Annotated in this window: 23 protein-coding genes; 10 read left to right on the forward strand and 13 right to left on the reverse strand. The window is 64.1% G+C overall.

Annotated features, from left to right (window positions below):
* Positions 1 to 32: 32 nt before the first annotated feature.
* The 7 genes from AC1DPX_RS01205 to AC1DPX_RS01235 form a co-directional block, all read right to left on the reverse strand.
* Entirely contained in the window at positions 33 to 848 is an 816-nt protein-coding gene (locus AC1DPX_RS01205) for an ABC transporter permease (protein WP_477234018.1), read from the reverse strand.
* Positions 838 to 1,806, reverse strand: coding sequence for an ABC transporter permease (locus tag AC1DPX_RS01210; protein ID WP_477234020.1), 969 nt, complete (start codon positions 1,804 to 1,806; stop codon positions 838 to 840). Before AC1DPX_RS01210 ends, AC1DPX_RS01205 begins: the two co-directional genes overlap by 11 nt.
* A complete protein-coding gene (locus AC1DPX_RS01215) occupies positions 1,803 to 2,801 on the reverse strand; it encodes an ABC transporter ATP-binding protein (RefSeq protein ID WP_202356444.1) in 999 nt (332 codons plus the stop codon). Before AC1DPX_RS01215 ends, AC1DPX_RS01210 begins: the two co-directional genes overlap by 4 nt.
* A gap of 210 nt (positions 2,802 to 3,011) precedes the next feature.
* Positions 3,012 to 4,166: an ABC transporter substrate-binding protein gene (locus tag AC1DPX_RS01220; protein ID WP_477234022.1), complete on the reverse strand. Its 1,155-nt coding sequence runs from the start codon at positions 4,164 to 4,166 to the stop codon at positions 3,012 to 3,014.
* A 217-nt stretch (positions 4,167 to 4,383) separates the two neighbouring features.
* Entirely contained in the window at positions 4,384 to 5,295 is a 912-nt protein-coding gene (locus AC1DPX_RS01225; RefSeq protein ID WP_202356446.1) for a LysR family transcriptional regulator, read from the reverse strand.
* Positions 5,296 to 5,373: 78 nt separating this feature from the next.
* Entirely contained in the window at positions 5,374 to 5,991 is a 618-nt protein-coding gene (locus tag AC1DPX_RS01230; RefSeq protein ID WP_477234024.1) for a DedA family protein, read from the reverse strand.
* Complete coding sequence (locus AC1DPX_RS01235; protein ID WP_477234026.1) at positions 5,988 to 6,557, reverse strand: class I SAM-dependent methyltransferase; 570 nt, start codon at positions 6,555 to 6,557, stop codon at positions 5,988 to 5,990. Before AC1DPX_RS01235 ends, AC1DPX_RS01230 begins: the two co-directional genes overlap by 4 nt.
* Before the next feature lie 320 nt (positions 6,558 to 6,877).
* Between AC1DPX_RS01235 and AC1DPX_RS01240 the strand changes: the two genes are divergently transcribed.
* From AC1DPX_RS01240 to AC1DPX_RS01255, 4 genes are all read left to right on the forward strand, one after another.
* Positions 6,878 to 7,552, forward strand: coding sequence for a response regulator transcription factor (locus tag AC1DPX_RS01240; protein WP_140888298.1), 675 nt, complete (start codon positions 6,878 to 6,880; stop codon positions 7,550 to 7,552).
* A gap of 10 nt (positions 7,553 to 7,562) precedes the next feature.
* Entirely contained in the window at positions 7,563 to 8,924 is a 1,362-nt protein-coding gene (locus AC1DPX_RS01245) for a sensor histidine kinase (protein ID WP_202356449.1), read from the forward strand.
* Positions 8,925 to 8,991: 67 nt separating this feature from the next.
* On the forward strand, positions 8,992 to 9,441 hold the full coding sequence (locus AC1DPX_RS01250) for an RrF2 family transcriptional regulator (protein ID WP_477234028.1): 450 nt from the start codon (positions 8,992 to 8,994) through the stop codon (positions 9,439 to 9,441).
* Complete coding sequence (locus tag AC1DPX_RS01255) at positions 9,431 to 10,330, forward strand: NAD(P)/FAD-dependent oxidoreductase (protein ID WP_477234030.1); 900 nt, start codon at positions 9,431 to 9,433, stop codon at positions 10,328 to 10,330. The genes AC1DPX_RS01250 and AC1DPX_RS01255 overlap by 11 nt, the downstream gene beginning before the upstream one ends.
* Here AC1DPX_RS01255 and AC1DPX_RS01260 read toward each other — a convergent pair.
* Positions 10,327 to 11,103: a DeoR/GlpR family DNA-binding transcription regulator gene (locus AC1DPX_RS01260; protein ID WP_477234032.1), complete on the reverse strand. Its 777-nt coding sequence runs from the start codon at positions 11,101 to 11,103 to the stop codon at positions 10,327 to 10,329. The two genes, AC1DPX_RS01255 and AC1DPX_RS01260, sit on opposite strands and share 4 nt — an antisense overlap.
* Positions 11,104 to 11,615: 512 nt before the next feature.
* Here AC1DPX_RS01260 and AC1DPX_RS01265 point away from each other — a divergent pair.
* Together AC1DPX_RS01265 and AC1DPX_RS01270 are read left to right on the forward strand one after the other, a co-directional pair.
* Positions 11,616 to 12,503: a phosphotransferase gene (locus tag AC1DPX_RS01265; protein ID WP_477234034.1), complete on the forward strand. Its 888-nt coding sequence runs from the start codon at positions 11,616 to 11,618 to the stop codon at positions 12,501 to 12,503.
* Positions 12,500 to 14,953 (forward strand): GcvT family protein, encoded by a 2,454-nt coding sequence (locus tag AC1DPX_RS01270; RefSeq protein ID WP_477234036.1) that lies wholly within the window; start codon positions 12,500 to 12,502, stop codon positions 14,951 to 14,953. Before AC1DPX_RS01265 ends, AC1DPX_RS01270 begins: the two co-directional genes overlap by 4 nt.
* Here the strand turns inward: AC1DPX_RS01270 and AC1DPX_RS01275 are convergent.
* Positions 14,950 to 15,582 carry a class I SAM-dependent DNA methyltransferase gene (locus AC1DPX_RS01275; protein WP_477234038.1) on the reverse strand — a complete coding sequence of 211 codons (633 nt, stop codon included), beginning with the start codon at positions 15,580 to 15,582 and terminating at the stop codon, positions 14,950 to 14,952. The two genes, AC1DPX_RS01270 and AC1DPX_RS01275, sit on opposite strands and share 4 nt — an antisense overlap.
* A gap of 103 nt (positions 15,583 to 15,685) precedes the next feature.
* Between AC1DPX_RS01275 and AC1DPX_RS01280 the strand changes: the two genes are divergently transcribed.
* Entirely contained in the window at positions 15,686 to 16,588 is a 903-nt protein-coding gene (locus AC1DPX_RS01280) for a phosphotransferase (RefSeq protein ID WP_477234040.1), read from the forward strand.
* A 51-nt stretch (positions 16,589 to 16,639) separates the two neighbouring features.
* Here AC1DPX_RS01280 and AC1DPX_RS01285 read toward each other — a convergent pair whose 3' ends face one another.
* From AC1DPX_RS01285 to AC1DPX_RS01295, 3 genes are all read right to left on the reverse strand, one after another.
* A complete protein-coding gene (locus AC1DPX_RS01285) occupies positions 16,640 to 17,113 on the reverse strand; it encodes a DUF805 domain-containing protein (RefSeq protein ID WP_477234042.1) in 474 nt (157 codons plus the stop codon).
* Between the two features lie 268 nt (positions 17,114 to 17,381).
* A complete protein-coding gene (locus AC1DPX_RS01290) occupies positions 17,382 to 18,305 on the reverse strand; it encodes a DMT family transporter (RefSeq protein ID WP_477234044.1) in 924 nt (307 codons plus the stop codon).
* A 107-nt stretch (positions 18,306 to 18,412) separates the two neighbouring features.
* Entirely contained in the window at positions 18,413 to 19,693 is a 1,281-nt protein-coding gene (locus AC1DPX_RS01295) for an amidohydrolase family protein (RefSeq protein ID WP_477234046.1), read from the reverse strand.
* A gap of 149 nt (positions 19,694 to 19,842) precedes the next feature.
* On the opposite strand from AC1DPX_RS01295, the gene AC1DPX_RS01300 reads away from it, so the two are divergent.
* Positions 19,843 to 21,597 carry an ABC transporter ATP-binding protein gene (locus AC1DPX_RS01300; RefSeq protein ID WP_477234049.1) on the forward strand — a complete coding sequence of 585 codons (1,755 nt, stop codon included), beginning with the start codon at positions 19,843 to 19,845 and terminating at the stop codon, positions 21,595 to 21,597.
* Between the two features lie 126 nt (positions 21,598 to 21,723).
* Here the strand turns inward: AC1DPX_RS01300 and ilvD are convergent, their stop codons facing one another.
* On the reverse strand, positions 21,724 to 23,568 hold the full coding sequence (gene ilvD, locus AC1DPX_RS01305; RefSeq protein ID WP_202356460.1) for a dihydroxy-acid dehydratase: 1,845 nt from the start codon (positions 23,566 to 23,568) through the stop codon (positions 21,724 to 21,726).
* Positions 23,569 to 23,763: 195 nt separating this feature from the next.
* On the opposite strand from ilvD, the gene AC1DPX_RS01310 reads away from it, so the two are divergent.
* Together AC1DPX_RS01310 and AC1DPX_RS01315 are read left to right on the forward strand one after the other, a co-directional pair.
* Positions 23,764 to 24,108, forward strand: a complete 345-nt coding sequence (locus AC1DPX_RS01310) for an ArsR/SmtB family transcription factor (RefSeq protein ID WP_202356461.1) — start codon at positions 23,764 to 23,766, stop codon at positions 24,106 to 24,108.
* A gap of 74 nt (positions 24,109 to 24,182) precedes the next feature.
* On the forward strand, positions 24,183 to 24,710 hold the full coding sequence (locus AC1DPX_RS01315; protein ID WP_051726897.1) for an SRPBCC family protein: 528 nt from the start codon (positions 24,183 to 24,185) through the stop codon (positions 24,708 to 24,710).
* Positions 24,711 to 24,718: the final 8 nt, after the last annotated feature.

Consider the following 24,718-nt stretch of genomic DNA (forward strand, 5'->3'; position numbering starts at 1 on the left):
ATTCGCTATTCGCTACTCCCTATTCGCCGTTGTCATTTCCCACTGCCGGCGATCTGGTCGCCGTCGCGGGTGAGGTAATAGGCAAACAGGATGGGCAGCAGTGTCACCAGCACGACGACCATGGCCACGACATTGGTGACCGGACGCTGGCGCGGACGGATCAGTTCCTCCAGCATCCAGATCGGCACGGTCTGCTGCTGGCCGGCGGTGAAGGTGGTGACGATGACTTCGTCGAAAGACAAGGCTAAGGCCAGCATGCCGCCGGCAAGCAGCGCGGTGGCGATGTTGGGCAGCACGACATGGCGGAAGGTCTGGAAACCGTCGGCGCCGAGATCCATCGAGGCCTCGATCATCGAGCCCGAGGTGCGGCGGAAGCGGGCCACCGCATTGTTATAGACGACGACCACGCAGAAAGTGGCGTGGCCGAGTACGATCGTCCAGAACGAGAAGGGGATGTCGGCGAGCGAAAAGGCCGAGCGCAGCGCGATGCCAGTGATGATGCCAGGCAGCGCGATGGGCAGGATGACCAGCAGCGAGATGGTCTCGCGGCCGAAGAATTTCGTCCGTGACACCGCGGCGGCGCACAGCGTGCCGAGCACCAGCGCGATCGCCGTCGAAATGGCGGCGACGCGCACCGACAGCGACAGCGCCTCCCAGACGTCGGGCCGGTTCCAGGTGACGGCAAACCACTGCGTGGTCAGACCTGGCGGTGGCCAGACGAAACTCTTCTCCTCGGTGGTGAAGGCGTAGACGAAGATCAGCAGGATCGGCAGATGCAGGAAGAGCAGGCCGCAGGCGGCGGCGATCTTCAGGCCGGGCGGAGCCGACTGGCCACGGTCAGAGCGCATCGAAGGCCCCCATGCGCTTGGCGCCCCAGAGGTAGAAGCCCATGATGACGATGGGCACGACGGTGAAGGCTGCGGCGAGCGGGATGTTGCCGGCGGTGCCTTGCTGCGAATAGACGGCCTGGCCGATGAACAGGCGCGAGGTGCCGATGATCTGCGGGATGATGTAATCGCCCAATGTCAGGGAAAAGGTGAAGATCGAGCCGGCGACAATGCCGGGCAATGCCAGCGGGAACAAAACGTTGCGGAAGGTCTGGCCCGGCGAGGCGCCGAGATCGGAAGAAGCCTCGACCAGATTGCCGGGCACGCGCTCCAATGCCGCCTGAACGGGGAGGATCATGAAGGGCAGCCAGACATAGACGAAGACGATGAAGGTGCCGGTGAACGACACCGACAGCGAGTTGCCGCCGACGACCGGCAGCGACAGCCAGGCATCGAGCAGCCACAGCACATGCAGTTTGGCGAGGAGCCAGGTGAGGATGCCTTCCTTGGCGAGGATCAGCTTCCAGGCATAGATCTTGACCAGATAGCTCGACCAAAGCGGCAGCATGACGCCGAGATAGAACAGCGCCTTCCAGCGGCCACGCGCATAGCGCGCGGCGTAGTAGGCGATCGGAAAGGCGACGATGGCCGAGGCCAGCGTGACCAATGCCGCCATAGTGACCGTGCGCAGGATGATGTCGAGATTGGCGGCCTGGAGCAGATCGCCATAGGTCTTCAGCGTGAACTGGCGGTTGATGAGGCCGGAGTACTCGTCGATGGAGAAAAAGCTCTGCGCCAGCAGCGCGAAGAGCGAGCCGATATAGACGATGCCGAGCCACAGCACAGGCGGCAAAAGCATGAGCAGCAGAAGCAGTTGCGGCCGGCGCCAGAACAAGTCCGACAGCGCGCCGCGCATGCCGCCGCTGCCGGGCAGGATGGCGGGGGCGGTGGCGCGTGGCATGGTGGCGTCGACGCTCATGCCGGTTCATCCATCAGGTGCAGGTGCTCGCGGTTGAAGGTGAGCATGACCGCCTCGCCTTCGGCAGGCAGGGCGGTGCCGGCCGGCACCACGGCGTGCAGCTTCAACCCATCGGCGTCGAGCGCGAGCCTGGTGGTGGCGCCGAGATAGTTGGTCGAGATCAGTCGGGCGGCGACGCCTTCGCCGCTTGCGGCACGGCTGACGCGAACGGATTCAGGGCGAAGGCTGCCCCAGCGGTGCTGGCCGGAATAACGCTGGACGAAATCCGGCGGTAGCACGTTGGAGGAGCCGACGAAATCGGCGACGAAACGCGTGCGGGGTCGCTGGTAGATATCCTCCGGCGTGCCGATCTGCATGATCCTGCCGTCGTTGAAGACGGCGACGCGGTCGGCCATGGACAGCGCCTCGCCCTGGTCGTGGGTGACGAAGACAAAGGTGATGCCGAGCGCCTTCTGCAGCGATTTCAGCTCTTCCTGCATGTTCTCGCGCAGCTTCAGGTCGAGCGCGCCGAGCGGTTCGTCGAGCAGCAGCACCTTGGGCTGGTTGACCAGAGCGCGGGCGAGCGCGACGCGCTGGCGCTGGCCGCCGGAAAGCTGGCCGGGGCGGCGGGCGCCGTAGCCTGGCAGCCGCACCAGCGACAACGCCTCCTCGGCCGCCTTGTGCCGTTCGGCCTTGCCGACGCCCTTGACCATCAGCCCGTAGGCGACGTTATCCAGCACATTGAGATGCGGGAACAGCGCATAGTCCTGGAAGACGGTGTTGACGTTGCGGCGATAGGGCGGCACGCCCTCGGCGCGTTCGCCGAAGATCGAGATCGAGCCCGAAGTCGGCTGCTCGAAGCCGGCGATGAGGCGCAGGCAAGTGGTCTTGCCCGACCCCGAGGGACCAAGCATGGCGAAGAACTCGCCCGGCGCAATGTCGAGATCGACCGCATCGACGGCGCGAACGCTGCCGAAATGGCGCGAGACTTTCTGGAAGGAGACGGCTGATGTCATCGGACTGTCAGTCTGTTGCCGGTTTTGTCAAAATCATCCTCAGCTACAAATCTGGCTAGGATCACGAAATTCGCGCGCCGCTTCACCTCCCCCTCGACGGGGGAGGTCGCGGCGAAGCCGCCGGTGGGGGTGATGGCGCGAATCTATCGGACAGCCCCCCACCCCGACGCTGCGCGTCGACCCTCCCCACCAGGGGGAGGGTAAGGGAAATCACCGTCCGCCGATGACGCCGATATAGTCCGACACCCAGCGGTAGTAAGGCAGGCACTGGTCGTTCTGGGTGACGCATTTCGAAACCGGCGTCTTCCAGAACTTGATCTTGTCGAAATTGTCGTAGCCGTTGGTCTTGCAGCCTTCGTCGGTCAAGAGCTCGTTGCCCTTGCAGGCGGCGGGCACCACGGGGAGCGATCCGAACCAGGCGGAGACATCGCCCTGCACCTTCGGCGACAGCGAATGTTCGAGCCACATATAGGCGCAGTTCGGGTGGGCCGCGTCGGCTTCCATCATGGTGGTGTCGGCCCAGCCGGTGACGCCTTCTTCCGGCACGGTCGAGGCAACCGGCTTCTTGGCGGCAACCAGCGTGTTGACCTGATACGGCCACGAACCAGAGGCGACGACGCCTTCATTCTGGAAATCGTCGACCTGGATGGCTGCGTCATGCCAGTAGCGGCCGACCAGCGTGCGCTGGACGCGCAGCAATTCGAGGGCTGCCTTGTACTGGTCCTCGTTGAGCTCGTAGGGGTCCTTGATGCCGAGTTCCGGCTTGTGGAACATCAGATAGTTGGCGGCGTCCGCAATGTGGATCGGGCCGTCATAAGCCTGGACGCGGCCCTTGTTGGACTTGCCGTCCGGCAGCTTCATTTCCTCGAACACGACGTTCCAGCTCTTGGGCGCTTCCTTGAACACCTCGGTGTTGTACATCAGGATGTTGGGGCCCCACTGGTAGGGAACGCCGTAATGCACCTTGTCGACGGTGAACCAGGGAGCGTCCTTCAGCCGGTCGTCGACGTTTTTCCAGCTCGGGATGAGATCGGTGTTGATCGGCTGCACGCGCTTGCCGGCAACGAGGCGCAGCGAGGCGTCACCGCTAGCCGTCACGAGGTCGAAGCCGCCCTCGTTCATCAGCGAGACCATCTCGTCCGACGTGTTGGCGGTCTTGACGTTGACCTTGCAGCCGCTCTCCTTCTCGAAGGCGGTGACCCAGTCATAGCCCTTGTCGGTCTCGCCGCGCTCGATATAGCCAGGCCAGGCAACGATGTTGACCTGGCCCTCGCCCTTGCCGAGTTCCTTGACCTGGGCAATGGCCTGACCGGAGAAGGTCAGCGCGACCGTCAGCGCCGTGCATGACTTCAGGAATGAATTCATCATCGATCTCCCATTTTGGCGCCTGATCCCGAAACCGCTCCGGTTTTCGCCAGATCACGCGCGGACTGAAAAACGTATCCGTTCGTCCGTGGACCTGATGCCGCTCTAATGGCGGCTTTGGTCCTTGAAACTGAAGGTGCTTGGAAAATTCCGGTTTCGCAAATTCATTTATCAGAACGACGATATCGGTTTTTCCGATAGATTGGGTACTCGTCATTCAAAGGCGTTGACGGACCGTCCGTTGCGACTGGGCAAGGCCGATGAAGTCGCGCGCCGCCTGCGGCAGGCCGGAGCCGCGCCGCCAGACCATGCCGACCTGCACCACCGGCAAGGAGCCGGAAATATCACGCGATTCGATGCGGTCGCCTTCCAGCGACCACGGCCGGTAGACAAGGTCGGGCAGCAGCGCCACGCCGGCGCCGGTGGCGACCAGGCTACGCACGGCTTCGACCGAACGGGTGCGGAAGGCGACATGCGGCTTGGCGCCTATCGCCGTCAGCAGTTTTCCCGTGTTCTCCTCGATCTCGTCGACGGTGAGCATGATCAGCGGCTCGCCGGCGATATCGCCAATGCTGATGATGTCGGCGCCGACCAGCGAATGGCCGAGCGGCAGCCACAGGCGGTAGGCCGACACTTCCAGGATTTCCGATTGCAGCGCGGTGCGGTCGCGCAAATTGGAGGTGACCATGACGGCGATGTCGAGCTTGCCGCCGATGAGCAGGTGCTCGAGGTAGTCGCCATTGTCCTCGATGGCCGAGACCTCGACGCCGGGATAGGCGCGGCGGTAGCGGGACAGCAGATCCGACAGCACATAGCCGGCGACCAGCGAGGTGACGCCGAGCTGCAGCCGCCCTCCCGCCACCGCCTGTTCGCCGGAAAAAGAGCGGCGGGCGTCGGAGACGTCGGCGAGGATCTTGGTCGCGTGGCGCAGGAACTGGTGGCCCTTGTGGGTGATGTTGAGGCCGCGCGGATGGCGCTCGAACAATTCGACGCCCAGATCGCTTTCGAGCTCCTTGATCGCTTCGGTGACGGACGACTGCGAGATGGAAAGGTTCTGCGCGGCGCCCGACACCGTGCCTTGTTCGGCGACGGCGATGAAGAACTGCAACTGGCGGATGGTGAAGGCCATGGCCGGACTAAACACCGGCGGCCGGGCGAAGGAAAGCCGACGGCGGAACTTATCCCATGACCGGAGACTGCCGTGCGCTCAGCCAAGCGCCAGCATGATACGCCGCCGCCATGCGGGGCCATAGCGCAATGCCAGCATGAAAGCCGTTTCCAGCGCCACGACGATGACGATGATGCGCAAACCCACCGTGAAGGAATCCTGGCCGCTGCCGCGCAAGAGATAGCCGGTCAGGAGAAAGCCCGCATTCCAGATGGTGGCGCCGAGCAGCGTCGCCATCGCGAAGGGCAGAGCAGGCAGACAAAGCGCGCCGGCCGCGATCGGCAAATAATTGCGCACCGTCGGGATGAACTGCGCCAGCAGGGACACCCGCACATGATTGCGGCGATAGGCCTGGCCGAGCTTGCGGTAGGTTGCCGGGCGCAGGAAGATATATCTGCCAACCCGTTCGATCAGCCGGTCGGCACGGTCGAATCCGATCCGGCGGCCAACGCCATACCAGACAAGGCAGCCGGCGAAGGAGGCAAGCGTCGTCACCGCCAGCAGGATCGCCAGCGTCGGACTATCCGGCGCCGCCGTCATGCCGAGGAACAGCAGCAGCACATGCGAGGGCGGGATCGGCAGGATCTTCTCGGTGAAGGCGAGGCAGAAGACGCCGAACAGGCCGAAGCCGAGAATGGCCGACAGCGGACCCGTCATGCGAAGCGCCAGTCATAGGTCCCCAGCGTATTGATCCTGGTGACGCGATAGACCGTAGCCGGCGGGAAATTGCGAAAAGTATGGCCGACCCGCGTGACTTCGAGATCGAGCCGGTCGAGCAGCGACTGGTCGAACGGGCAGCGCCGGCCAAGCGTGAACTGATACAGCGCTCCACCCGGGCGCAGATTCGCGAAAACGCCTTCGAGAATGGCAAGGGTCTTGCGCGGCGAAATCAGGCGGAAGGGCAGCCCGCTGACGGCAGCGCCAACCACCGGCCCAGGGAATAGCGACAGATGGCGCAGCCCGACGGCATCCATCTCGAAAATCCGGGCGGCGGGAAAGCGGCGCATGAGAAGTGCGGCAAAATCCGGATCGGATTCGATCAGCGTCAGATCCTCTTCCCTCACCCCGCGTGACAGCAGCGCCCGTGTGAACGGGCCGGTTCCGGGACCGAGTTCCAGCACCGGGCCTGTCTCGGGACCGATGTCACGTGTCATCAAGGCCGACAGGCTGGAGCTGGACGGCGTGACGGAGCCGACCCTGAACGGCGCAACGGTCCACGCCATGAGAAAAGACAGGGCATCATGTGCAGGCATAACCAACCTCAATCCCGGACAACGGCACGCCAGGCAGTTGGCGTGGCCGCATGATTTCGTTTCGGCGTCGGACCCGAACCTGTTGCATCGTCGGGCCCGACGCCTTGACGCCGGCATGGGCGGTTCCTGCCGACCGGCGCTGTTTGGCGTGGCTGGATTGCATAGACATTGCGCAATAGCGCTGGCGCAAAGAAAGAACTTGCCGGCCGCGGGCCATTCGGCTTTGCCATGTTTGCGCAATGTTGGCGCTGTAGCGCCCGATACGGTGTGCTCGTTGCCGGGGAGTGTGGATGCGTATCTTGCTGGTCGAAGACGAGCCCGAAATGGTCTCGGCGCTGCGTGCGGCGCTGAAGCGCCACGACATGGTGGTCGATCACGCCGGCACGCTGCTTGAGGCGGAGGGCTTCGTTGCGGTCGACAGTTACGACGCCATCCTGCTCGACCGCCAGTTGCCGGACGGCGACGGGCTGTCGCTGGTGCCGCGATTGCGTTCGGCGGCGAACACCACGCCCGTGCTGGTGCTGACGGCCAAGGGCGACACGTCCGACAAGGTCGATGGGCTGGACATGGGCGCGGACGACTATCTGGCAAAGCCGTTCGCCTTCGAGGAATTGCTGGCCCGCTTGCGCGCCTTGCTCAGGCGCCCGGCGCCGATGCAGTCGCAATTCATCCGCGCCGGCCATCTGGTGCTCGATGTCGGACACCGCGAGGCTGCGATCCGCGGCGAGCCGCTCAGCCTGCCGCGCCGCGAACTCCTGGTGCTGGAGGCGCTGATGCGGCGCACCGGCCGCATGGTGCAGCGCGAGGCGCTGATGGAAGCGGTGTTCGGCCTCGACGACGAAATCCAGTCCAATGCGCTCGACACCCACGTCTCGCGCCTGCGCCGCAAACTCGCCGACGCCGATGCCGGGGTGACGATCAACGGCATTCGCGGCGTCGGCTATCTCCTGCGCGAGACGACATGAGCATTAAGCGATGAGCCTCAAGCGCCCACGTTCGCTCAAATGGAGCCTGGTGCTGCGCATCGCCTTGCTGCAATGCGCTATGCTGACGCTGATCATTGTCGGCATTCTCGGCGCCCTGCTCGCCACCGGCCTCATTCCGCACGACTATGAGGACGGCACGATGGATGTGCTGGCGGATGCGGTGGTGCGCGACGCGGGCGGCAAGCTTGTGCTGCGCGAGACTTCGGATCTGAAGAAGCTGCGATCCGATGTCCCCGACCTGTGGTTCATCATCCGCGACAAGCAGGGGCAGCGGCTGCAGGAAGGTACGGTTCCGACCATCTTCCAGCCCTTCGCCGGCCTGCTGGACACGATCAGTGACGCGCGTATCGACCATTCCATCGGCGAGAGCGCGCCGCCGGACGCAAAGATCCGCTGGACCGAAACGGCCGCGGGCAACGTCCAGATCTTCTCCGGCACCAAGGGCGGGCTTTCGCTGCTTCGCCTGCTCGGACAGGCGCCGGCATTCTTCCTGCAAGGCATATTGCCGCTCGCCGGCCTCATGGCGCTGGCCACGCTGTTTGCGACACCCTGGGTGGTGCGCGGCGCGCTGTCGGGCCTTGGCCATGCCGCCGCCGAGGCCGAGCGCATCGACATCGACCAGCGCGGCGTGCAACTGCCGCTGAAGGACGTGCCGACGGAAGTGACACCGCTGGTGAAGGCGGTGAACGCCGCCCTTGCGCGCCTCGACAAAGGCTATGAGCGCCACAAGCGCTTCCTGACCGACGCCGCCCATGAACTCCGAACGCCGGTGGCCATCCTCAACACGCGCCTGGCCTCGCTGCCGGCGACACCGGAGCGGGCACGCCTGCTGCAGGACGCAGCACGGCTTTCGACGCTGACCGACCAGTTGCTCGACCTGCAACGCCTCGACCGGCAGACCTCGCCTTTCGAGAAAGTCGATCTCGTGGCAATCGCGCGCGGCGTCATCGTCGACCTCGCGCCAATGGCTTTCTCGGCCGGATACGAGATGTCGTTCGAGCCGGAACGGGAGACGGTCTTCGCCAGCGGCGACCGCACCGCGATCGAGCGCGCGGTGACCAACATCGTCCAGAATGCCATCGAGCATGGCGGCAGGACTGGCAAGATCACGGTCAGTGTCACCGCTCCCGCTGTCATCGAGGTGCGCGACGAAGGCGACGGCGTGCCGCCAGCCGAGCGCGAACGTATCTTCGAGCCCTTCTACCGGCTGCGCCCGCAGGATCACGGCGCCGGGCTCGGCCTCAATCTGGTGCAGGAAATCATGCAACTGCATGGCGGGCGCATCGAGATTCTCGACGGCAAACCGAGCGGCGCCTGCTTCCGGATGAGTTTTCGCCCGTTGCCCGCATAACGCCGCCGTAGACGGAAAGTTACGCTGACGCGTTTGACATCGCCGAGATCGTAACTAACTAAGTTACATGAAACGCAACAGCCGATTGTCCTCCACCTTGCACATTCTCGTCCACATGGCCGAGAAGCCGGAACACGCGCTGACCTCCGAGCAGCTTGCCACCTTCATCCACACCAATCCGGTGGTGGTGCGCCGGACCATCGCCGGCCTGCGCGACGCCGGCATCGTCACCTCGTCGCGCGGCCATGGCGGCGGCTGGCTGCTCGGGCGGGCGCCCGAAAACATCTCACTGGCCGAGATCAGCGTCGCGCTTGGCGAGACGCTGCTGCCGTTCAGCACCGAGCCGGAAAGCCCGGGCTGCCTTGTCGAGCAAGCGGTGATCGCCGTGCTCGACGATTTCCGCATCGAGGCGGAGAAGCTACTGGCGCAGAAGCTCAGCCGCATCACGCTGGCCGACCTGACCGCCGATTTCCGACGCCGTTACGACCTCATTGGAGTTTCCAGCCATGCAGTATGATCTTGCCATTGTCGGCGGCAGTTTTGCCGGCCTGTCCGCCGCCATCCAGGCGGCGCGGGCCCGGCGCAACGTGCTGGTGATCGACGCCGGCCAGCCGCGCAACCGTTTCGCCGCGCATTCGCACGGTTTTCTCGGCCAGGACGGACGCTCGCCCGGTGCCATCCTCGACGATGCAAGGCGGCAATTGCTGGCCTATCCGACTGCCAGGTTTGTCCAGGCGCGTGCCGACAAAGCCGTCGCCAACAGCAGCAGCGATTTCGCGATCACCACCGATGGCGGCGAGACATACAGCGCCGCGCGGCTGGTGCTGGCCACCGGCGTGCGCGACATCCTGCCGGAGGTTCCCGGGCTTGCCGAGCAATGGGGCAAGACCGTGCTGCATTGCCCCTATTGCCACGGCTACGAGGTGTCGGGCGGGCCGCTCGGCGTGCTTGCGACCGGCCCGATGTCCCTGCACCAGGCACAGCTGATCGCCGATTGGGGTGACGTCACGCTGTTCGGTAACGGCCAGATCGAGCCCGACGCCGAGCAGATGCTCGCCCTGGAGGGCAAGGCTATCCGGTTCGAACCCGCGATCGTCGGCGAACTCAGGGAAGACGGCGCGGGCGGCTTGGTCGTCCGCCTCGACGGTGGCCGGAAGGCCGGCGTCAAAGCGATGTTCACCGCGCCGCGCAACACCATGGCGAGCCCGCTGGCCGAGCAACTCGGCTGCGCCTTCACGGACGGCCTGCTCGGCCCGGCAATATCAGTCGATGATCGGCAGCAGACGACAATTCCCGGTGTCTATGCCGCCGGCGACGCGGCACGCGCGATGCACAACATCGCCTTCGCCGTATCGGCTGGGACCTTCGCGGGCGTGTGCGCCCACCAATCCTTGGTGTTCGGCTAAAATCCGGCTTCGCCGCCGGCAATGCTGAGCCGCGCGCCGGCCTGTGCCAGCGCCGCGGCGATGTCATGCGGCGGCGAACGGTCGGTGGCGAGTTCGGAAAAGCCGTCGAAGCCGCAGACCTGAACCAGGCCCTGACGGCCGAATTTGGTATGGTCGGTGATGACAAGCGAACGCTGGCCGCACGACAGCACCATGCGGGCGAATTCGGCCTCTTCCAGATCATAATCCATGACGCCCGTCACCGCGTCGACGGCGCCGGTGGAGATGATGGCGTGGCTGACCGAAAAGCGGCTGACGAACTCGATGGCCGAAGTGCCGAACGCGGCACCTGAGTCGCTGCGCAATTCGCCGCCGGCCATATAGACCTTGTTGCCGTTGATGGTGGCCAGCGTGCGGGCGATGTCGGACGAATTGGTGACGACGGTCAGCCGCCGGTGGCCGAGCATCTCCCGTGCCAGGAACGAGGTCGTGGTGCCGGTGTCGAGCATGACCGATTCGCCGTCGCGGATGGTGGCGGCGACCATGCGGGCAATGATGCGCTTGGCATCGGCATTCTCGCGCATGCGCCGTTCGAACGGTGCTTCGCCGACCATCGACGGCAGGCCGACGGCGCCGTGCATCTTCAGAACCGAACCGTCGCTGGTGAGCGGCTTGACATCGCGGCGCACGGTTTCCAGCGAAACACCCAGCCGGTCGGCCAGGCTGGCGATGGTGACGGTTCCCTCTTCCTGCAACAGCCGCAGGATCTCGCCGTGGCGTTTGGAATGGACCATTGGGTTTCCCGGCTTAGGTTTTGACCGGTTTTAAGGTAATTCAAGCGCTTTTAAAGGGATCAAATCTTGCTTTCGGGCAAAACACCCAGAAAAAGTCACATCTTTTTATTGACAACCGGGCAACCCTGGCGTGAAATTCAAGGCATCAGCAGGGGTCCGGAGCTGCAACGGGAGGGTGATGGCAGAGCCGCAACTCACTGGCCAGGCGGTCTTGAACGCGCCTGGCGCAAGGAATTTTCAGATCCGCGGGGGCGGATGCCGGGATCAAAATCCTGGCCAAGGGGCTCGTCGGTGCGGTGCGGGATACCGATCCTGGCGTCCCGCACCGACGAGATTATTTGCGTTTCTCCCCGCTCTCGTCGCGCTGTCCATGGCGCCTGGTGCATGTCGCCCAAAAGTGACCTCGGTTTGAGAGAACGACATGCATAAAAACAAGGACCTAAAGCGCGTCGCATGGATCCGTTTCAACGCGACGCGCTTTAGTCGAAGCCCAGCAAACCAGGGATGATCCCGTGATTGCCGAAGATCGCATCCGCGCCCTGCCCTGCTGGACCGGCGCCATCGAGATCGCCCCCCTGCCCGGCGGCCTGAGCAACGCCAACTATGTGGTCAGCGACGGTGCCGGACGGCATGTCGTGCGCTTCGGCCAGGACTACCCCTTCCACCATGTCTTCCGCGAGCGCGAGGTGATGACCGCGCGGGCGGCCCATGCCGCCGGCTTTGCGCCCGCCGTGCACTATTCCGAGCCCGGCATACTGGTGACGCAGTTTCTCGGCGCCAAGACCTTCCTCGCTGAAGACGTGCGCGCCAATCTCGGCCGCGTGGCGGCTCTGCTGCGATCCTTCCATCGTGAGATGCCGAACCATGTCTCCGGCGCCGGCTTCATGTTCTGGGTGTTCCACGTCATCCGCGACTACGCGCGCACGCTCGAGGAAGGCAACAGCCGCAAGCGCAGCGACCTGCCGCGCCTGCTGACGCTGGCCGACGAACTGGAGCGGGCGCAGAAACTGCTGCCGATCGTCTTCGGCCACAACGATCTTTTGCCAGCCAATATTCTCGACGACGGCAGCAGGCTGTGGCTGATCGATTTCGAATATGCCGGCTTCAACACGGCGATGTTCGATCTTGCCGGCGTCGCCTCGAACGCCGGCATGAGCGACGAAGAATCCTTCGCCTTCCTGACCGCCTATTTCATGAAGGAGCCGGACGCAGCAATCCGCCGCTCGCACGCTGCCATGCAATGCGCCTCGCTGCTGCGCGAGGCGATGTGGAGCATGGTGTCGGAACTCTATCTCGACGCGCCCGGCATCGATTACGTCGCCTACACCGAGGAAAACCTCGTGCGGCTCGACGCGGCGCTGGAAAACTACCGGACAAAATACGGGATCCTGAAATCATGACCTTGCCCAGCCAGGCCGCCATCGTCGTCATCGGCGGCGGCATCATCGGCTGCTCGACGGCCTATCATCTGGCGCGCGACCACAAGGCCGACGTCGTGCTGCTCGAACAGGGCAAGCTGACCTCGGGCTCGACCTGGCATGCCGCCGGCCTGGTCGGCCAATTGCGCTCGTCCGCCTCGATCACCCGGGTGCTCAAATATTCGGTCGACCTCTACAAGGGGCTGGAAGCCGAAACTGGCCTTGCCACCGGCTGGAAGATGACCGGTTGCCTGCGGCTCGCCACCAATGCCGACCGCTGGACCGAGTACAAAAGGCTGGCGACCACGGCGAAGAGTTTTGGCATGGACATGCATCTTTTGTCCCCCGCCGAAGTCAAGGCGATGTGGCCGCTGATGGAAACCGGCGATCTCGTCGGCGCATCGTGGCTGCCGACCGACGGCCAGGCCAGCCCCTCCGACATCACCCAGTCACTGGCCAAAGGCGCGCGGATGCACGGCGCCAAGCTCTATGAGAATGTCCGCGTCACCGGCTTCGAGATGAAGGGCGGCCGCATCACGGCGGTGAAGACCGATCAAGGCGACATTGCCTGCGAGAAGGTGGTGAACTGCGCCGGACAATGGGCGCGGCAGATCGGCGCCATGGCCGGCATCAACGTACCGCTGCAGCCGGTGAAGCACCAATACATCATCACCGAGAAGATCGATGGTCTGGCGACGGATGCGCCGACGCTGCGCGACCCCGATCGGCGCACCTATTTCAAGGAAGAGGTCGGCGGGCTGGTGATGGGCGGCTATGAGCCGAACCCGCAGGCCTGGGCGACCGATCTTCCCGGCGGCGACGTGCCCAACGATTGGGAATTCCGGCTGTTCGACGACGACTACGACCATTTCGAGCAGCATATGACACAGGCGATCGCGCGCGTGCCGGCGCTGGAAACCGTCGGCGTCAAGCAGATGATCAACGGGCCGGAAAGCTTCACGCCGGACGGCAATTTCATTCTCGGCACGGCGCCCGAATGCGCCAACATGTTCGTCGGCGCCGGCTTCAACGCCTTCGGCATCGCCTCCGGCGGCGGCGCCGGCTGGGTGCTGGCGCAGTGGGTGGTCGACGGCGAGGCGCCGCTTGACCTGTGGGTGGTCGACATCAGGCGCTTTTCCAACCTGCACCGCGACCGGCAGTGGGTGCGCGAACGCACGCTGGAGGCCTATGGCAAGCATTACACGATCGGCTTCCCGCATGAGGAGTATGCCAGCGGCCGGCCGCGCATCGTCTCGCCGCTTTACGACAGGCTGAAGCAGCAGCGCGCCGTGTTCGGCTCCAAGCTTGGCTGGGAGCGGCCGAACTGGTTCGCGCCGGAAGGCGTCGGGCCGCAGGACATCTATTCCATGGGCCGGCAGAACTGGTTTTCGGCGGTCGGCGACGAGCACCGGCATGTGCGCGAGAAGGTCGGCATCTTCGACCAGTCGTCCTTCGCCAAGTACGAATTGAGCGGACCCGACGCGGCCAAGGCGCTGGACTGGATCTGCGCCAACGACGTCAGCAAGCCGGTGGGCAGGCTGACCTACACGCAGCTACTCAACACGCGCGGCGGCATCGAGGCCGACCTGACCGTGGCGCGGCTGGCCGAGGAAAAATTCTACATCGTCACCGGCACCGGTTTCCGCACGCATGATGCCTCATGGATCAGCGACCATATCGGCGAAGGCCTCGATGCCGGGCTGACCGATGTCACCGAGGATTTCGGCACGCTGTCGCTGATGGGACCCCGGGCGCGCGACGTGCTCTGCGCGGTGACAGAGACCGATGTGTCGAATGCTTCGTTCCCGTTCGGCCATGTCCGCGAGATCGCCATCGCCGGCCACACGGTCCGGGCGCTGCGTGTCACCTATGTCGGCGAACTCGGCTGGGAACTGCATGTGCCGATCGCGGCAACAGGCGAAGTCTTCGACGCGCTGATGGCCGCCGGCAAGACGCACGGCATCCGCCCGGTCGGCTACCGGGCGCTGGAATCGCTGCGGCTGGAAAAGGGCTACCGCGCCTGGGGCTCCGACATCACACCCAACGACACGCCGCAGGAAGCCGGGCTCGGCTGGGCGGTCAAGCTCAGGAAGAATACCGATTTCGTCGGGCGGCGCGCGCTGGAGAAGGTTGCCGGCGCGCCGTTGAAGAAACGCTTTGCCGGCTTCACGGTCGACAGTCCCGAAATCGTGCTGCTCGGCCGAGAGACCATCCTGCGCAATGGCGAGCCGGTCGGCTATCTGACCAGCGGCGGCTACGGCTACACGGTCGGCAGGAACATCGGCTACGGCTATGTGCGCAACGCCGAGGGGGTGAGCGACGATTTCCTCGCCTCGGGCGACTACGAGCTGGTCGTCGCCATGGAGCGGACGCCGGCCCAAATCCATCTCGAGCCGATGTACGATCCGGCAGCGGAGAAGGTAAAGGCCTAGCTCACACGCAATGCAAGGCCGCGGCTGGGCACGGTATCTGCCTCGCCCGGCATCGAGACGTAAGGGCGCGTTTCCTCGGCACGGGTGACGACGCCTTGCGCCTCGAGTTCGGCGATGCGTGCGGCAAAACCCTGCTCCCACAGCGTGTTCTTGACCGTCAGCACGATCACCCCGCCGGGCCTGCAGATGCGGATCAGCTCGTCCAACCCTTCGACGCCGACATGGCCTGAGGTGAAGACACCGGCCGAGACGATCCCGGCATAGGCATCGTCGGCAAAGGGCAGCGTGCCGCCAAGCGCGAGGCAATGCAGCGCGGAATAGACGCCCTTGCGGGCGGCCTGGTCCAGCATGCCTTGCGAGATGTCCAGCGCCTCGACTTGCGGATAGCCTGCAATATCGAGCCATTCGCCGATGAGCCCGGTGCCGGCGCCGGCATCCAGCAACGGAGCCGCGCCGCGCGGCAGATGGCGGGCGATCAGAGCCAGGCAGATCGTCGGATGACGATAACCCGCCGCCGACATGTCGGCGTCATAGGTCTGCGACCAGCGGTCATACAGCGCCGCCACTTCCTCGGGCCGCGTCGCCGCATAGGCTGCGCTGAGCGCGCCCAAATGTTTACCGTCCGTCATCGCTGCCTTGTCGCCTGATCGAGTTGCCTTCGATCCGATGATAGCCAAACGGCGAAAATTGTGGAACCGTTGCGGTGAGAAATAACGACGCGGGGGCGCGGACATGGCGACGGACGAGGTGCGGGCAAAACTGGCCGCCATTCCCTTGCTGGCCGGCTATAGCGGACCGCTGGAGCGTCTCGGCGGCCTCACCAACCTCGTCTTCAGGGCCGGCGATCTCTGTCTGCGCGTTCCAGGCAAAGGCACCGAAGAATATATCAACCGCGCCAACGAAACGGTGGCCGCGCGTGAAGCGGCGAAAGCCGGCGTCAGCCCTGAAGTGCTGCATGCCGATGCCAATACCGGCGTGATGGTGACGCGCTTCATCGCGGGCGCCGTGACGATGTCGCCGGAGAAATTCAGGGAGCGACCGGGCAGCCCGGCCCGGGCCGGCGAAGCCTTCCGCAAGCTGCACGCGTCCGGTGCGGTGTTTCCCTTCCGCTTCGAGCTGTTTTCGATGATCGACGACTATCTCAAGGTGCTGTCGGCCAAGGACGTCACCTTGCCCATCGGCTATCACGACGTAGTGCGCGAGGCCGGCAGCGTGCGTTCGGCGCTGGCCGCCCATCCGCCCCCCCTCGCCGCCTGCCATTGCGATCCGCTGTGCGAAAACTTCCTCGATACCGGCGAGCGGATGTGGATCGTCGACTGGGAATATTCGGGGATGAACGACCCGCTCTGGGATCTTGGCGACCTCAGCGTCGAAGGCAAATTCGACGCCGCGCAGGACGAAGCGCTGATGCGCGCCTATTTCGGCGGCGAGGCAAGACCGGCAGAGCGCGGCCGCGTCGTCATCTACAAGGCAATGTGTGATCTGTTGTGGACGCTGTGGGGGTTGATCCAGCTTGCCAACGACAATCCCGTCGACGATTTCCGCGCCTATGCCGACGGCCGTTTCACCCGCTGCAAGGCGCTGATGGAGACGCCGGAGTTTTCACGGCACCTGGCGGCCGTGCGCCTGGGTTAGAGCGATTCCATATGACATGGGCTCGGAGCCCCTAAATGCCTGTTGTCGCGTCTACCTGAAAACCCGCTCGATCTCGCCCAGCGTCACGGTGTCGTCAGACTTTTTGCAATACCAAATGATCAGCGCGATGGTGCCGATGGGGAACAATGCCGCAAGAAGCTGATACCAACCGCTTCTGTTGATGTCATGCAGCCGGCGAGCAGTCATGGCAAGCGTCGGCAGAAGGATGGCAAGATTCCAGATCGATGAGATGATTTCATTCTTCACAATGGCATCGACTATGACAAGAACGACGCCGACAATGAAAATGAAGAGGTAGGAATACCAGAATTCCGAGCGGCTGGCCCTGCCGGAAAAATTCACATAGTTCCGGAAGAAACTTGAAACGGCCTCACCAAAATTCATCGAAGGCGGCATTTCTCCGAACCGATTGGCACCAGCTGGCGCTGCTCTTAGAATAAACACCAGTGGCAAGCCGATCAGGATCAAAACAATCAGCCAGTGCCATGCGGAAAAACTACCCATTGTCGCCCCCTCTATCGCAATTTTCCAGAGATGCTGATCTTGCCCTTCCCGGGCAAGAATCGATCCCGTATTGCGCCCGGAAGGCAACGTACACAGCAAAATATCGATGTAAATACCGGATTTTTCTGGGCGGAAACTCAGACAATTCCGGATGATAGCCTTCAGCCGCCAACCGCGTCGCTTCGAAATGGCGCGGCGTGACGCGCTTTATGCTTTGCCTGGATGCAATCGCGGACGGAAAGCCGTCTCGCATTTTCCAGGAAGCGCTTTAATTGACGCCCTTCGGCACGTTTTCGGGCGGCACAGTGGTGTCGACCACCTTCTGGCGGTGGAAGATGAACAGGCCGGCCAGAACGATGATGCCGGAGCCGATCAGGATGCGTGTACTGGGAACGTCTCCGAAGAACACCAGCCCGAACACCACGGCCCACAGGAGCAGCGTGTAGTGCAGCGGCGCCAGCGTCGAGGCCGGCGCCAGCTTGAGCGCCCGCGTGATCATCAGATGGGCGCCGCAGGAAACAATGCCGAGCAGCAGCATGGCGCCGAAATCGAGCGCCGAGGGCGTCTGCCAGGCGCCGATCGTCAGCACGCCGCCGACCAGCAGCGTGCCGAGCGTCTGCCATGTCACCAGATTGGTGTCGCTGGTGCCGCGCAGCCGCCGGTTGAGGATGATGGCGAAGGCAAAGGCGATGCTGCCGGCGAGCGCGAAGCTCGACGACAGCGAGAACGCCGCCGAGGAAGGCTTCAGCATGATCACCACGCCGCAGAAGCCCACCAGGATCGCCACCCAGCGGCGCCAGCCGACCTTTTCGCCGAGCAGCAGGTGCGACAGCGCCGCAACATAGATCGGCCCCGCCATGTAGAAACTCATGACGTCGGCCAATGGCAGATAGACGACCGCGGCATAGAAGAGCGCGGTGTCGAGCGTGGTCATGACGACACGCAAGATCTGCAGTTCAGGGCGTTCCATGCGAAACAGCTTGGCGACGCCCTGATGCGCGATCATCGGCCCGAGCACGAAGAACGCGCCGATGGAGCGGATCAGCACCACCTGGCCGACGGAGAAGCTGGCGACCAGCCACTTGCCCATCGCGTCATTCAGCGCAAACAGGAAGTCGCCGGCCAGCATCAGCAGAATGCCGGCCAGAAGCACGTTCCTGATCGTGGAATTCTGCGTAACGGGCTGCGTCATGCCGATCCCGATTCCTCCCTCGCCTAGGTCGCGTCGTAGACGGAAGCGGCGGCTTTGACGAGAAGAATCCGGAAAATCGCGGGACCAGGGCCGGGAATCGGCTGTGCCTAGGTGGCTTTGTGCCTGCGGTTCACCTGCGCCGGCCTGCCCGGGATGGAAAGCCTTGTATCCTGCCTTGTCCGCTCCGCCACCATCTTGCCCCTGGCGATGACGCAAATGCGCTCGGCGCGGAGGCGCAGGGCTTCGATCGGATTGCCGGCGTCGAGAACGACAAGGCTGGCGCGCTTGCCGACGGCGAGGCCGAGATGGTCGAGTCCCATGATGGCGGCGTTGACGTTGGTGACCATGTCGAAGCAGCGCGCCATGTCGGCGGGGCTCGACATCTGCGCGACGTGCAGGCCCATGAAGGCGACGTCGAGCATGTCGGCGGTGCCCAGCGAATACCAGGGATCGAGCACGCAATCCTGACCCCAGCCGACACGGATGCCGAGCGCCTGCATCTCCTTGACCCGGGTCAGGCCGCGGCGCTTCGGGAAGTTATCGTGACGGCCCTGCAGCATGATGTTGATCAGCGGATTGGGGATGGCGGAAACGCCGGCCTCGGCAATCAACGGCAGCAGCTTCGAGACATAGTAATTGTCCATCGAATGCATGGAGGTGAGGTGCGAGCCGGCCACCTTGCCCTGCAGACCGAGGCGCTGCGTTTCGTGGGCCAGTTGCTCGATGTGACGCGACAGCGGGTCGTCGGTCTCGTCGCAATGCAGGTCGACCATCAGGCCACGCTTGGCCGCGATCTCGCAGAGCTCGGTCACCGAGCGCGCGCCGTCGGCCATGGTGCGCTCGAAATGCGGAATGCCACCGACGACATCGACGCCCATGTCCAGCGCCCGAATGGTGTTCTCACGCGCCTTCGGCGAGCGGTAGAAGCCGTCCTGCGGAAAGGCCACGAGTTGCAGGTCGATATAGGGAGCGATCGTTTTCTTGACGTCGAGCAGGGCCTCGACCGCCAGCAAACGGTCATCGCAGACGTCGACATGGGTGCGGATGGCGAGCAGGCCCATCGACACCGCCCAGTCGCAATAGGCCAGCGCCCGGTCGCGCACCGCCTCATGCGTCAGAAGCGGCTTCAGCTCACCCCATAGCGCAATGCCTTCCAGCAGCGTGCCCGAGGCGTTGATGCGCGGAATGCCGTAGGACAGCGTGGCATCCATGTGGAAATGCGGATCGACAAAGGGCGGCGAGACCAGATTGCCGCTGGCATCGACCTCGGCCCGGGCGGAACCCGGCAATTTGGGCTCGATCGCGGCGATCGTCTCGCCGCTGATACCGATATCGGCAATCCTGCCATCCGGCAGCGTGCCGCCACGAACGATAAGGTCGAAATCCATCTGTCGTCTCGCTTGAAGAATCACTTTGCCATCGTGTCCCAAAAGACAGCATGACGCAGCGGTTTCTTTCCAGAAGCCGCCAACGGTTCCATCCGGCCACAACTCCCTCTATAAGCCGCCTTCGTCATTCCGCTATCAAGGATCAGCCTTTGTTTCGTTTCTTCCGCTCGACGGAAAACCAGCGCCTCGTCGCAAGGCTGGTCAGGGAATCGTTCCGGGAGCATATGTTCGGATATGGCGCGGCCATTCTATCGATGCTGGTGGTGGCCGGCATGACCGCGGCCAGCGCCTGGATCCTGCGCGAAATCACCAATGAATTCGTGATCGACAAGCGGGTCGACCGCGTCAACATGATTGCCGCGGCGGTCGCCGGGATCTTCGTCCTCAAGGGCCTCGCCAATTTCGTCCAGGCCTATTTCATGAGCCGGGTCGGCAATGCCATCATCGCCGACCGACAGCGCAAGATCTACGACCGTATCCTGGCGCAAGGCATCGAATTCTACCATTCGACCTCGTCATCCGACCTGATCACCCGCATGACCAACAATGCCCAGGCGGCACGCAACGTGCTCGACCTGATCGTCACCTCCTATGTGCGCGATCTGGTGACCCTGCTTGCCTTGATTGGTGTCATGGTCTGGCAGCAGCCGGTGCTGTCACTGATCTGCTTCGTCGCCGGGCCCGTGGCCATCTATGGCGTCAACCGCATCCTGAAGCGCGTGCGCAAGTTCGCGGCCATGGAGTTCCGCTCGGTTGGCCAGATCATTCAGGTGATGCAGGAAACCGCTATCGGCGTGCGCGTGGTCAAATCCTTCAACCTCGAAGGCTTGATGCGCAAGCGCATGTACAAGGCGGTGGCGGACGTCGAGGATCGGGCCAACAACATTGCCGCGCTGGAAGCGGTGACCAGCCCCGTGATGGAGACGCTGGCCGGGCTGGCGATCGCCGGCGCCGTCATGATCAGCGGTCTCCTGGTTCTGCAGGGCGGCCAGATGCCGGGTAACATCATGGCATTCATCGCGGCGCTGCTGCTCGCCTATGAACCGGCAAAGCGCCTCGCGCGCGTGCGCATCTCGCTGGAAAGCGGCATCGTCGGCGTGCGCATGATGTTCCAGCTCGCCGACGCGCCGCTGACACTGGCCGAGAGGCCCGATGCAAAGCCACTTCTGGCGGGACCGGGCGAGATCCGGTTCGATACCGTCAGCTTCGCCTATCAGAACGGCCCGCCGGTGCTCGATGGTTTCGACCTCACCCTTGCGCCCGGCAAGATGACGGCGCTGGTCGGGCCCTCCGGCGGCGGCAAGTCGACGATCCTGAACCTGATCATGCGCATGTACGACCCCAACAGCGGCAGGGTGCTGCTCGACGGCCAGGACATTTCCCACGCGACGCTCGCCTCACTGCGGGAAAAGATCGCCTATGTCAGCCAGGACACGTTCCTGTTCGCCGGCACCATCATGCACAACATCCGGCTTGGGCGGCAGGACGCGACCGACAACGAGGTGATTGCCGCGGCCAAGGCCGCCAACGCGCATGACTTCATCATGGCGCAGGCGAAGGGCTATGAGACCGACGTCGGCGAGAATGGCGGGCTCTTGTCGGGCGGCCAGCGCCAGCGCATCTCGATCGCGCGCGCCATGCTGCGCGACGCCGAAATCCTGCTCTTGGACGAGGCGACCAGCGCGCTCGACGCCGAGTCGGAAGCCTTGTTCCGCGAGGCGCTGCAGCAGCTGACCGAAGGCCGCACGACGATCGTCATCGCCCACCGCCTGTCGACCGTGCACCAGGCCGACACGATCGTGGTGCTGGAGGGCGGCAAGGTGGTGGAGAGCGGGCCACATCGAGAGCTGCTCACGCAGGGCGGGCTCTACCAGAAGCTTTATGAGTACCAGTTGATGCCGTGAGCCTTACCCTCCCCCTTGTGGGGAGGGTCGCCGGGCAGCAGCGGGGCGGGGGGTACGGCGCCGCCCCCACTCGGACCTTCGGTCCGACCTCCCCACAAGGGGGAGGCAGGGGGTCGCGGCCTTAGTTCACTCCGGCACGTGCCGCACCGCGCCCTTGTCGGCGCTGGTGGCGAAGGCGGCGTAGGCGCGCAGCGCGGTCGTCACCTTGCGTTTGCGCTTTTCCTCGGGCTTCCAGGCCAGGGCGCCCTTGGCTTCCATCGCCGCCCGGCGTGCTTCAAGCTCTTCATCGCTGACGGCAAGGCGGATGGTGCGGTTGGGGATGTCGATCTCGATCGTGTCGCCCTCCTGCACCAGCCCGATCGTGCCGCCTTCGGCGGCTTCCGGCGACGCATGACCGATCGACAGACCAGACGTGCCGCCGGAGAAGCGGCCGTCGGTGACCAGCGCGCAGGCCTTGCCCAGGCCCTTCGACTTCAGATAGCTGGTCGGATAGAGCATTTCCTGCATGCCGGGGCCGCCGCGCGGGCCCTCATAGCGGATGACGACAACATCGCCGGCCTTGATCTCGTTGGAAAGGATGGCCTTGACCGAGGCGTCCTGGCTTTCGAACACCCGCGCCGGGCCGGTGAACTTCAGGATCGACTCATCGACGCCGGCCGTCTTCACGATACAGCCGTCGAGCGCCAGATTGCCTTTCAGCACGGCAAGGCCACCATCTTTCGAGAACGGCGTTTCCGCCGAACGGATGACGCCCTTCTCGCGATCGAGGTCGAGATCGTCCCAGCGGCGGTCCTGGCTGAAGGCGACCTGCGTCGGCACGCCGCCGGGTGCCGCAAGGAAGAAGTCGCGGACATTCTGGCTGGACGTGCGGGAAATATCCCAATGGTCGAGCGCCTCGCCAAGGCTCGCGGTGTGCACGGTCGGCAGGTCGCGGTTGAGCAGCCCGGCATTGTCGAGCTGGCCCAGGATGGCCATGATGCCGCCGGCGCGGTGGACGTCTTCCATGTGGACGTCGGACTTGGCCGGCGCCACCTTGCAGAGCACCGGAACCCGCCGCGACAACCGGTCGATGTCTTCCATGGTGAAGTCGACCTCGCCCTCATGAGCGGCGGCCAGGATGTGCAGCACGGTGTTGGTCGAGCCACCCATGGCGATGTCGAGCGTCATGGCATTCTCGAAGGCGCCCTTCGAAGCGATGCTGCGCGGCAGTGCGCTCTCGTCGTCCTGCTCGTAATAGCGCTGGGCGAGATCGACGATGAGATGGCCGGCCTCGACGAAAAGGCGCTTGCGGTCGGCGTGGGTGGCCAGCGTGGAACCGTTGCCGGGCAACGACAGGCCGAGCGCCTCGGTCAGGCAGTTCATGGAATTGGCGGTGAACATGCCCGAGCAGGAGCCGCAGGTCGGGCAGGCCGAACGCTCGATGACCTTGACGTCCTCGTCGGAAATCTTGTCGTCGGCGGCCGCGACCATGGCGTCGACCAGGTCGAGCGCCTGGGTCTTGCCGGCCAGCACCACCTTGCCGGCTTCCATCGGCCCGCCGGAGACGAACACGGTCGGGATGTTGAGGCGCAGCGAGGCCATCAGCATGCCGGGGGTGATCTTGTCGCAATTGGAGATGCAGACCATGGCGTCGGCGCAGTGGGCGTTGACCATGTATTCGACGGAATCGGCGATCAGCTCGCGCGACGGCAGTGAATAGAGCATGCCGTCATGGCCCATGGCGATGCCGTCGTCGACAGCGATGGTGTTGAACTCCTTGGCGACGCCGCCGGCCTTCTCGATCTCGCGCGCCACCAGCTGGCCGAGGTCCTTCAAATGCACATGGCCCGGCACGAACTGCGTGAAGGAATTGACCACCGCGATGATCGGCTTGCCGAAATCCGAGTCCTTCATGCCGGTGGCGCGCCACAGGCCGCGGGCGCCGGCCATGTTGCGGCCATGGGTGGTGGTGCGGGAGCGATAGGCAGGCATGTTTTTTCCTTGGTGGCTGGCCGCGGCCGGGGAATGGCGCGGCGGAGCTGAATTTGGATCGCAGGCGTTATAGACGCCATAGCTTGGTCTGGCCACATTTTTGCGATGCGCCACGAAATCCGGATGGACGTTGACGATCGGATCTCGGTTGTATATAGCCAATTGGGTATATACCTTATTGGCTATGGAAATCCGATGGACCAGCTGGACGCCACTTTTGCCGCACTCGCCGATCCGACACGCCGAGCCATCCTGGCCCGGCTCATCCAGGGCGAAGCATCCGTGATGGAACTCGCAGAGCCCTTCGCGATGAGCCAGCCCTCGATCTCCAAGCACCTCAAGGTGCTGGAAAACGCCGGGCTGATTTCGCGTGGCCGCGACGCGCAGCGCCGGCCCTGCCGGTTGGAGGCAAAACCGCTGGCCGACGCCAATGACTGGCTGGAGCGTTATCGCAAGATCTGGGAAGGCAACTTCCAGCGCCTCGACGCGCTGCTCGGCGCGATGAAGGCCGAGAAAGCCCCCGACAGTACCGACCAATAGCCGAAAAAAGATCGCGGCCTGTGTCGGATCACCGGCCTGCCGCACGTCCTTTGGCAAACATGAGGAGGACCAAGATGAGCACCACAACCTTGCCCGGTTCGACCGTCGCCACGCTGACGGTGACCACGCCCAGCGACCGCGAGGTCCAGATCACCCGCATCTTCGATGCGTCGCGGCCAATGGTCTTCGATTGCTGGACGATACCGGAGCTTTTGAAGGGCTGGCTGCATGGCCCGGACGGTTGGCGGCTGGCGATCTGCGAAATCGACCTCAGGGTTGGCGGCGCCACGCGCTACGTCTGGCAGCATCGCGATGGCCGAAGCATGGGCATGAGCGGCGCCTATCGCGAAATCGTGCGTCCGGCCAGGATCGTCGCCACCGAACTGTTCGACGAGGATTGGACTGGTGGCGAAACCATAGGGACCGTGGTCTTCACCGAACAGGCCGGAAAGACGCTGTTGACCCAGACGGTGCTTTACGCCTCGCAAGCGGCCCGTGACGGCGCGCTCGGTACCGGCATGACCCGCGGCATGGGCGAGAGCTATGCCCAGCTCGACGCTTATCTCGCTTCACTTCAGGACGCTGCCAAAGGCGCCGCCTGACCCTTCCT

Source organism: Mesorhizobium sp. 01N446 (genome assembly GCF_056399285.1).

Excerpts from the sequence above, each read along its gene's own strand:
- AC1DPX_RS01205 (WP_477234018.1), bottom strand. The coding sequence starts at position 848 with ATGCGCTCTGACCGTGGCCAGTCGGCTCCGCCCGGCCTGAAGATCGCC.
- AC1DPX_RS01210 (WP_477234020.1), bottom strand. The coding sequence starts at position 1,806 with ATGAGCGTCGACGCCACCATGCCACGCGCCACCGCCCCCGCCATCCTG.
- AC1DPX_RS01215 (WP_202356444.1), bottom strand. The coding sequence starts at position 2,801 with ATGACATCAGCCGTCTCCTTCCAGAAAGTCTCGCGCCATTTCGGCAGC.
- AC1DPX_RS01220 (WP_477234022.1), bottom strand. The coding sequence starts at position 4,166 with ATGAATTCATTCCTGAAGTCATGCACGGCGCTGACGGTCGCGCTGACC.
- AC1DPX_RS01225 (WP_202356446.1), bottom strand. The coding sequence starts at position 5,295 with ATGGCCTTCACCATCCGCCAGTTGCAGTTCTTCATCGCCGTCGCCGAA.
- AC1DPX_RS01230 (WP_477234024.1), bottom strand. The coding sequence starts at position 5,991 with ATGACGGGTCCGCTGTCGGCCATTCTCGGCTTCGGCCTGTTCGGCGTC.
- AC1DPX_RS01235 (WP_477234026.1), bottom strand. The coding sequence starts at position 6,557 with ATGGCGTGGACCGTTGCGCCGTTCAGGGTCGGCTCCGTCACGCCGTCC.
- AC1DPX_RS01240 (WP_140888298.1), top strand. The coding sequence starts at position 6,878 with ATGCGTATCTTGCTGGTCGAAGACGAGCCCGAAATGGTCTCGGCGCTG.
- AC1DPX_RS01245 (WP_202356449.1), top strand. The coding sequence starts at position 7,563 with ATGAGCCTCAAGCGCCCACGTTCGCTCAAATGGAGCCTGGTGCTGCGC.
- AC1DPX_RS01250 (WP_477234028.1), top strand. The coding sequence starts at position 8,992 with ATGAAACGCAACAGCCGATTGTCCTCCACCTTGCACATTCTCGTCCAC.
- AC1DPX_RS01255 (WP_477234030.1), top strand. The coding sequence starts at position 9,431 with ATGCAGTATGATCTTGCCATTGTCGGCGGCAGTTTTGCCGGCCTGTCC.
- AC1DPX_RS01260 (WP_477234032.1), bottom strand. The coding sequence starts at position 11,103 with ATGGTCCATTCCAAACGCCACGGCGAGATCCTGCGGCTGTTGCAGGAA.
- AC1DPX_RS01270 (WP_477234036.1), top strand. The coding sequence starts at position 12,500 with ATGACCTTGCCCAGCCAGGCCGCCATCGTCGTCATCGGCGGCGGCATC.
- AC1DPX_RS01275 (WP_477234038.1), bottom strand. The coding sequence starts at position 15,582 with ATGACGGACGGTAAACATTTGGGCGCGCTCAGCGCAGCCTATGCGGCG.
- AC1DPX_RS01280 (WP_477234040.1), top strand. The coding sequence starts at position 15,686 with ATGGCGACGGACGAGGTGCGGGCAAAACTGGCCGCCATTCCCTTGCTG.
- AC1DPX_RS01285 (WP_477234042.1), bottom strand. The coding sequence starts at position 17,113 with ATGGGTAGTTTTTCCGCATGGCACTGGCTGATTGTTTTGATCCTGATC.
- AC1DPX_RS01290 (WP_477234044.1), bottom strand. The coding sequence starts at position 18,305 with ATGACGCAGCCCGTTACGCAGAATTCCACGATCAGGAACGTGCTTCTG.
- AC1DPX_RS01295 (WP_477234046.1), bottom strand. The coding sequence starts at position 19,693 with ATGGATTTCGACCTTATCGTTCGTGGCGGCACGCTGCCGGATGGCAGG.
- ilvD (WP_202356460.1), bottom strand. The coding sequence starts at position 23,568 with ATGCCTGCCTATCGCTCCCGCACCACCACCCATGGCCGCAACATGGCC.
- AC1DPX_RS01310 (WP_202356461.1), top strand. The coding sequence starts at position 23,764 with ATGGACCAGCTGGACGCCACTTTTGCCGCACTCGCCGATCCGACACGC.
- AC1DPX_RS01315 (WP_051726897.1), top strand. The coding sequence starts at position 24,183 with ATGAGCACCACAACCTTGCCCGGTTCGACCGTCGCCACGCTGACGGTG.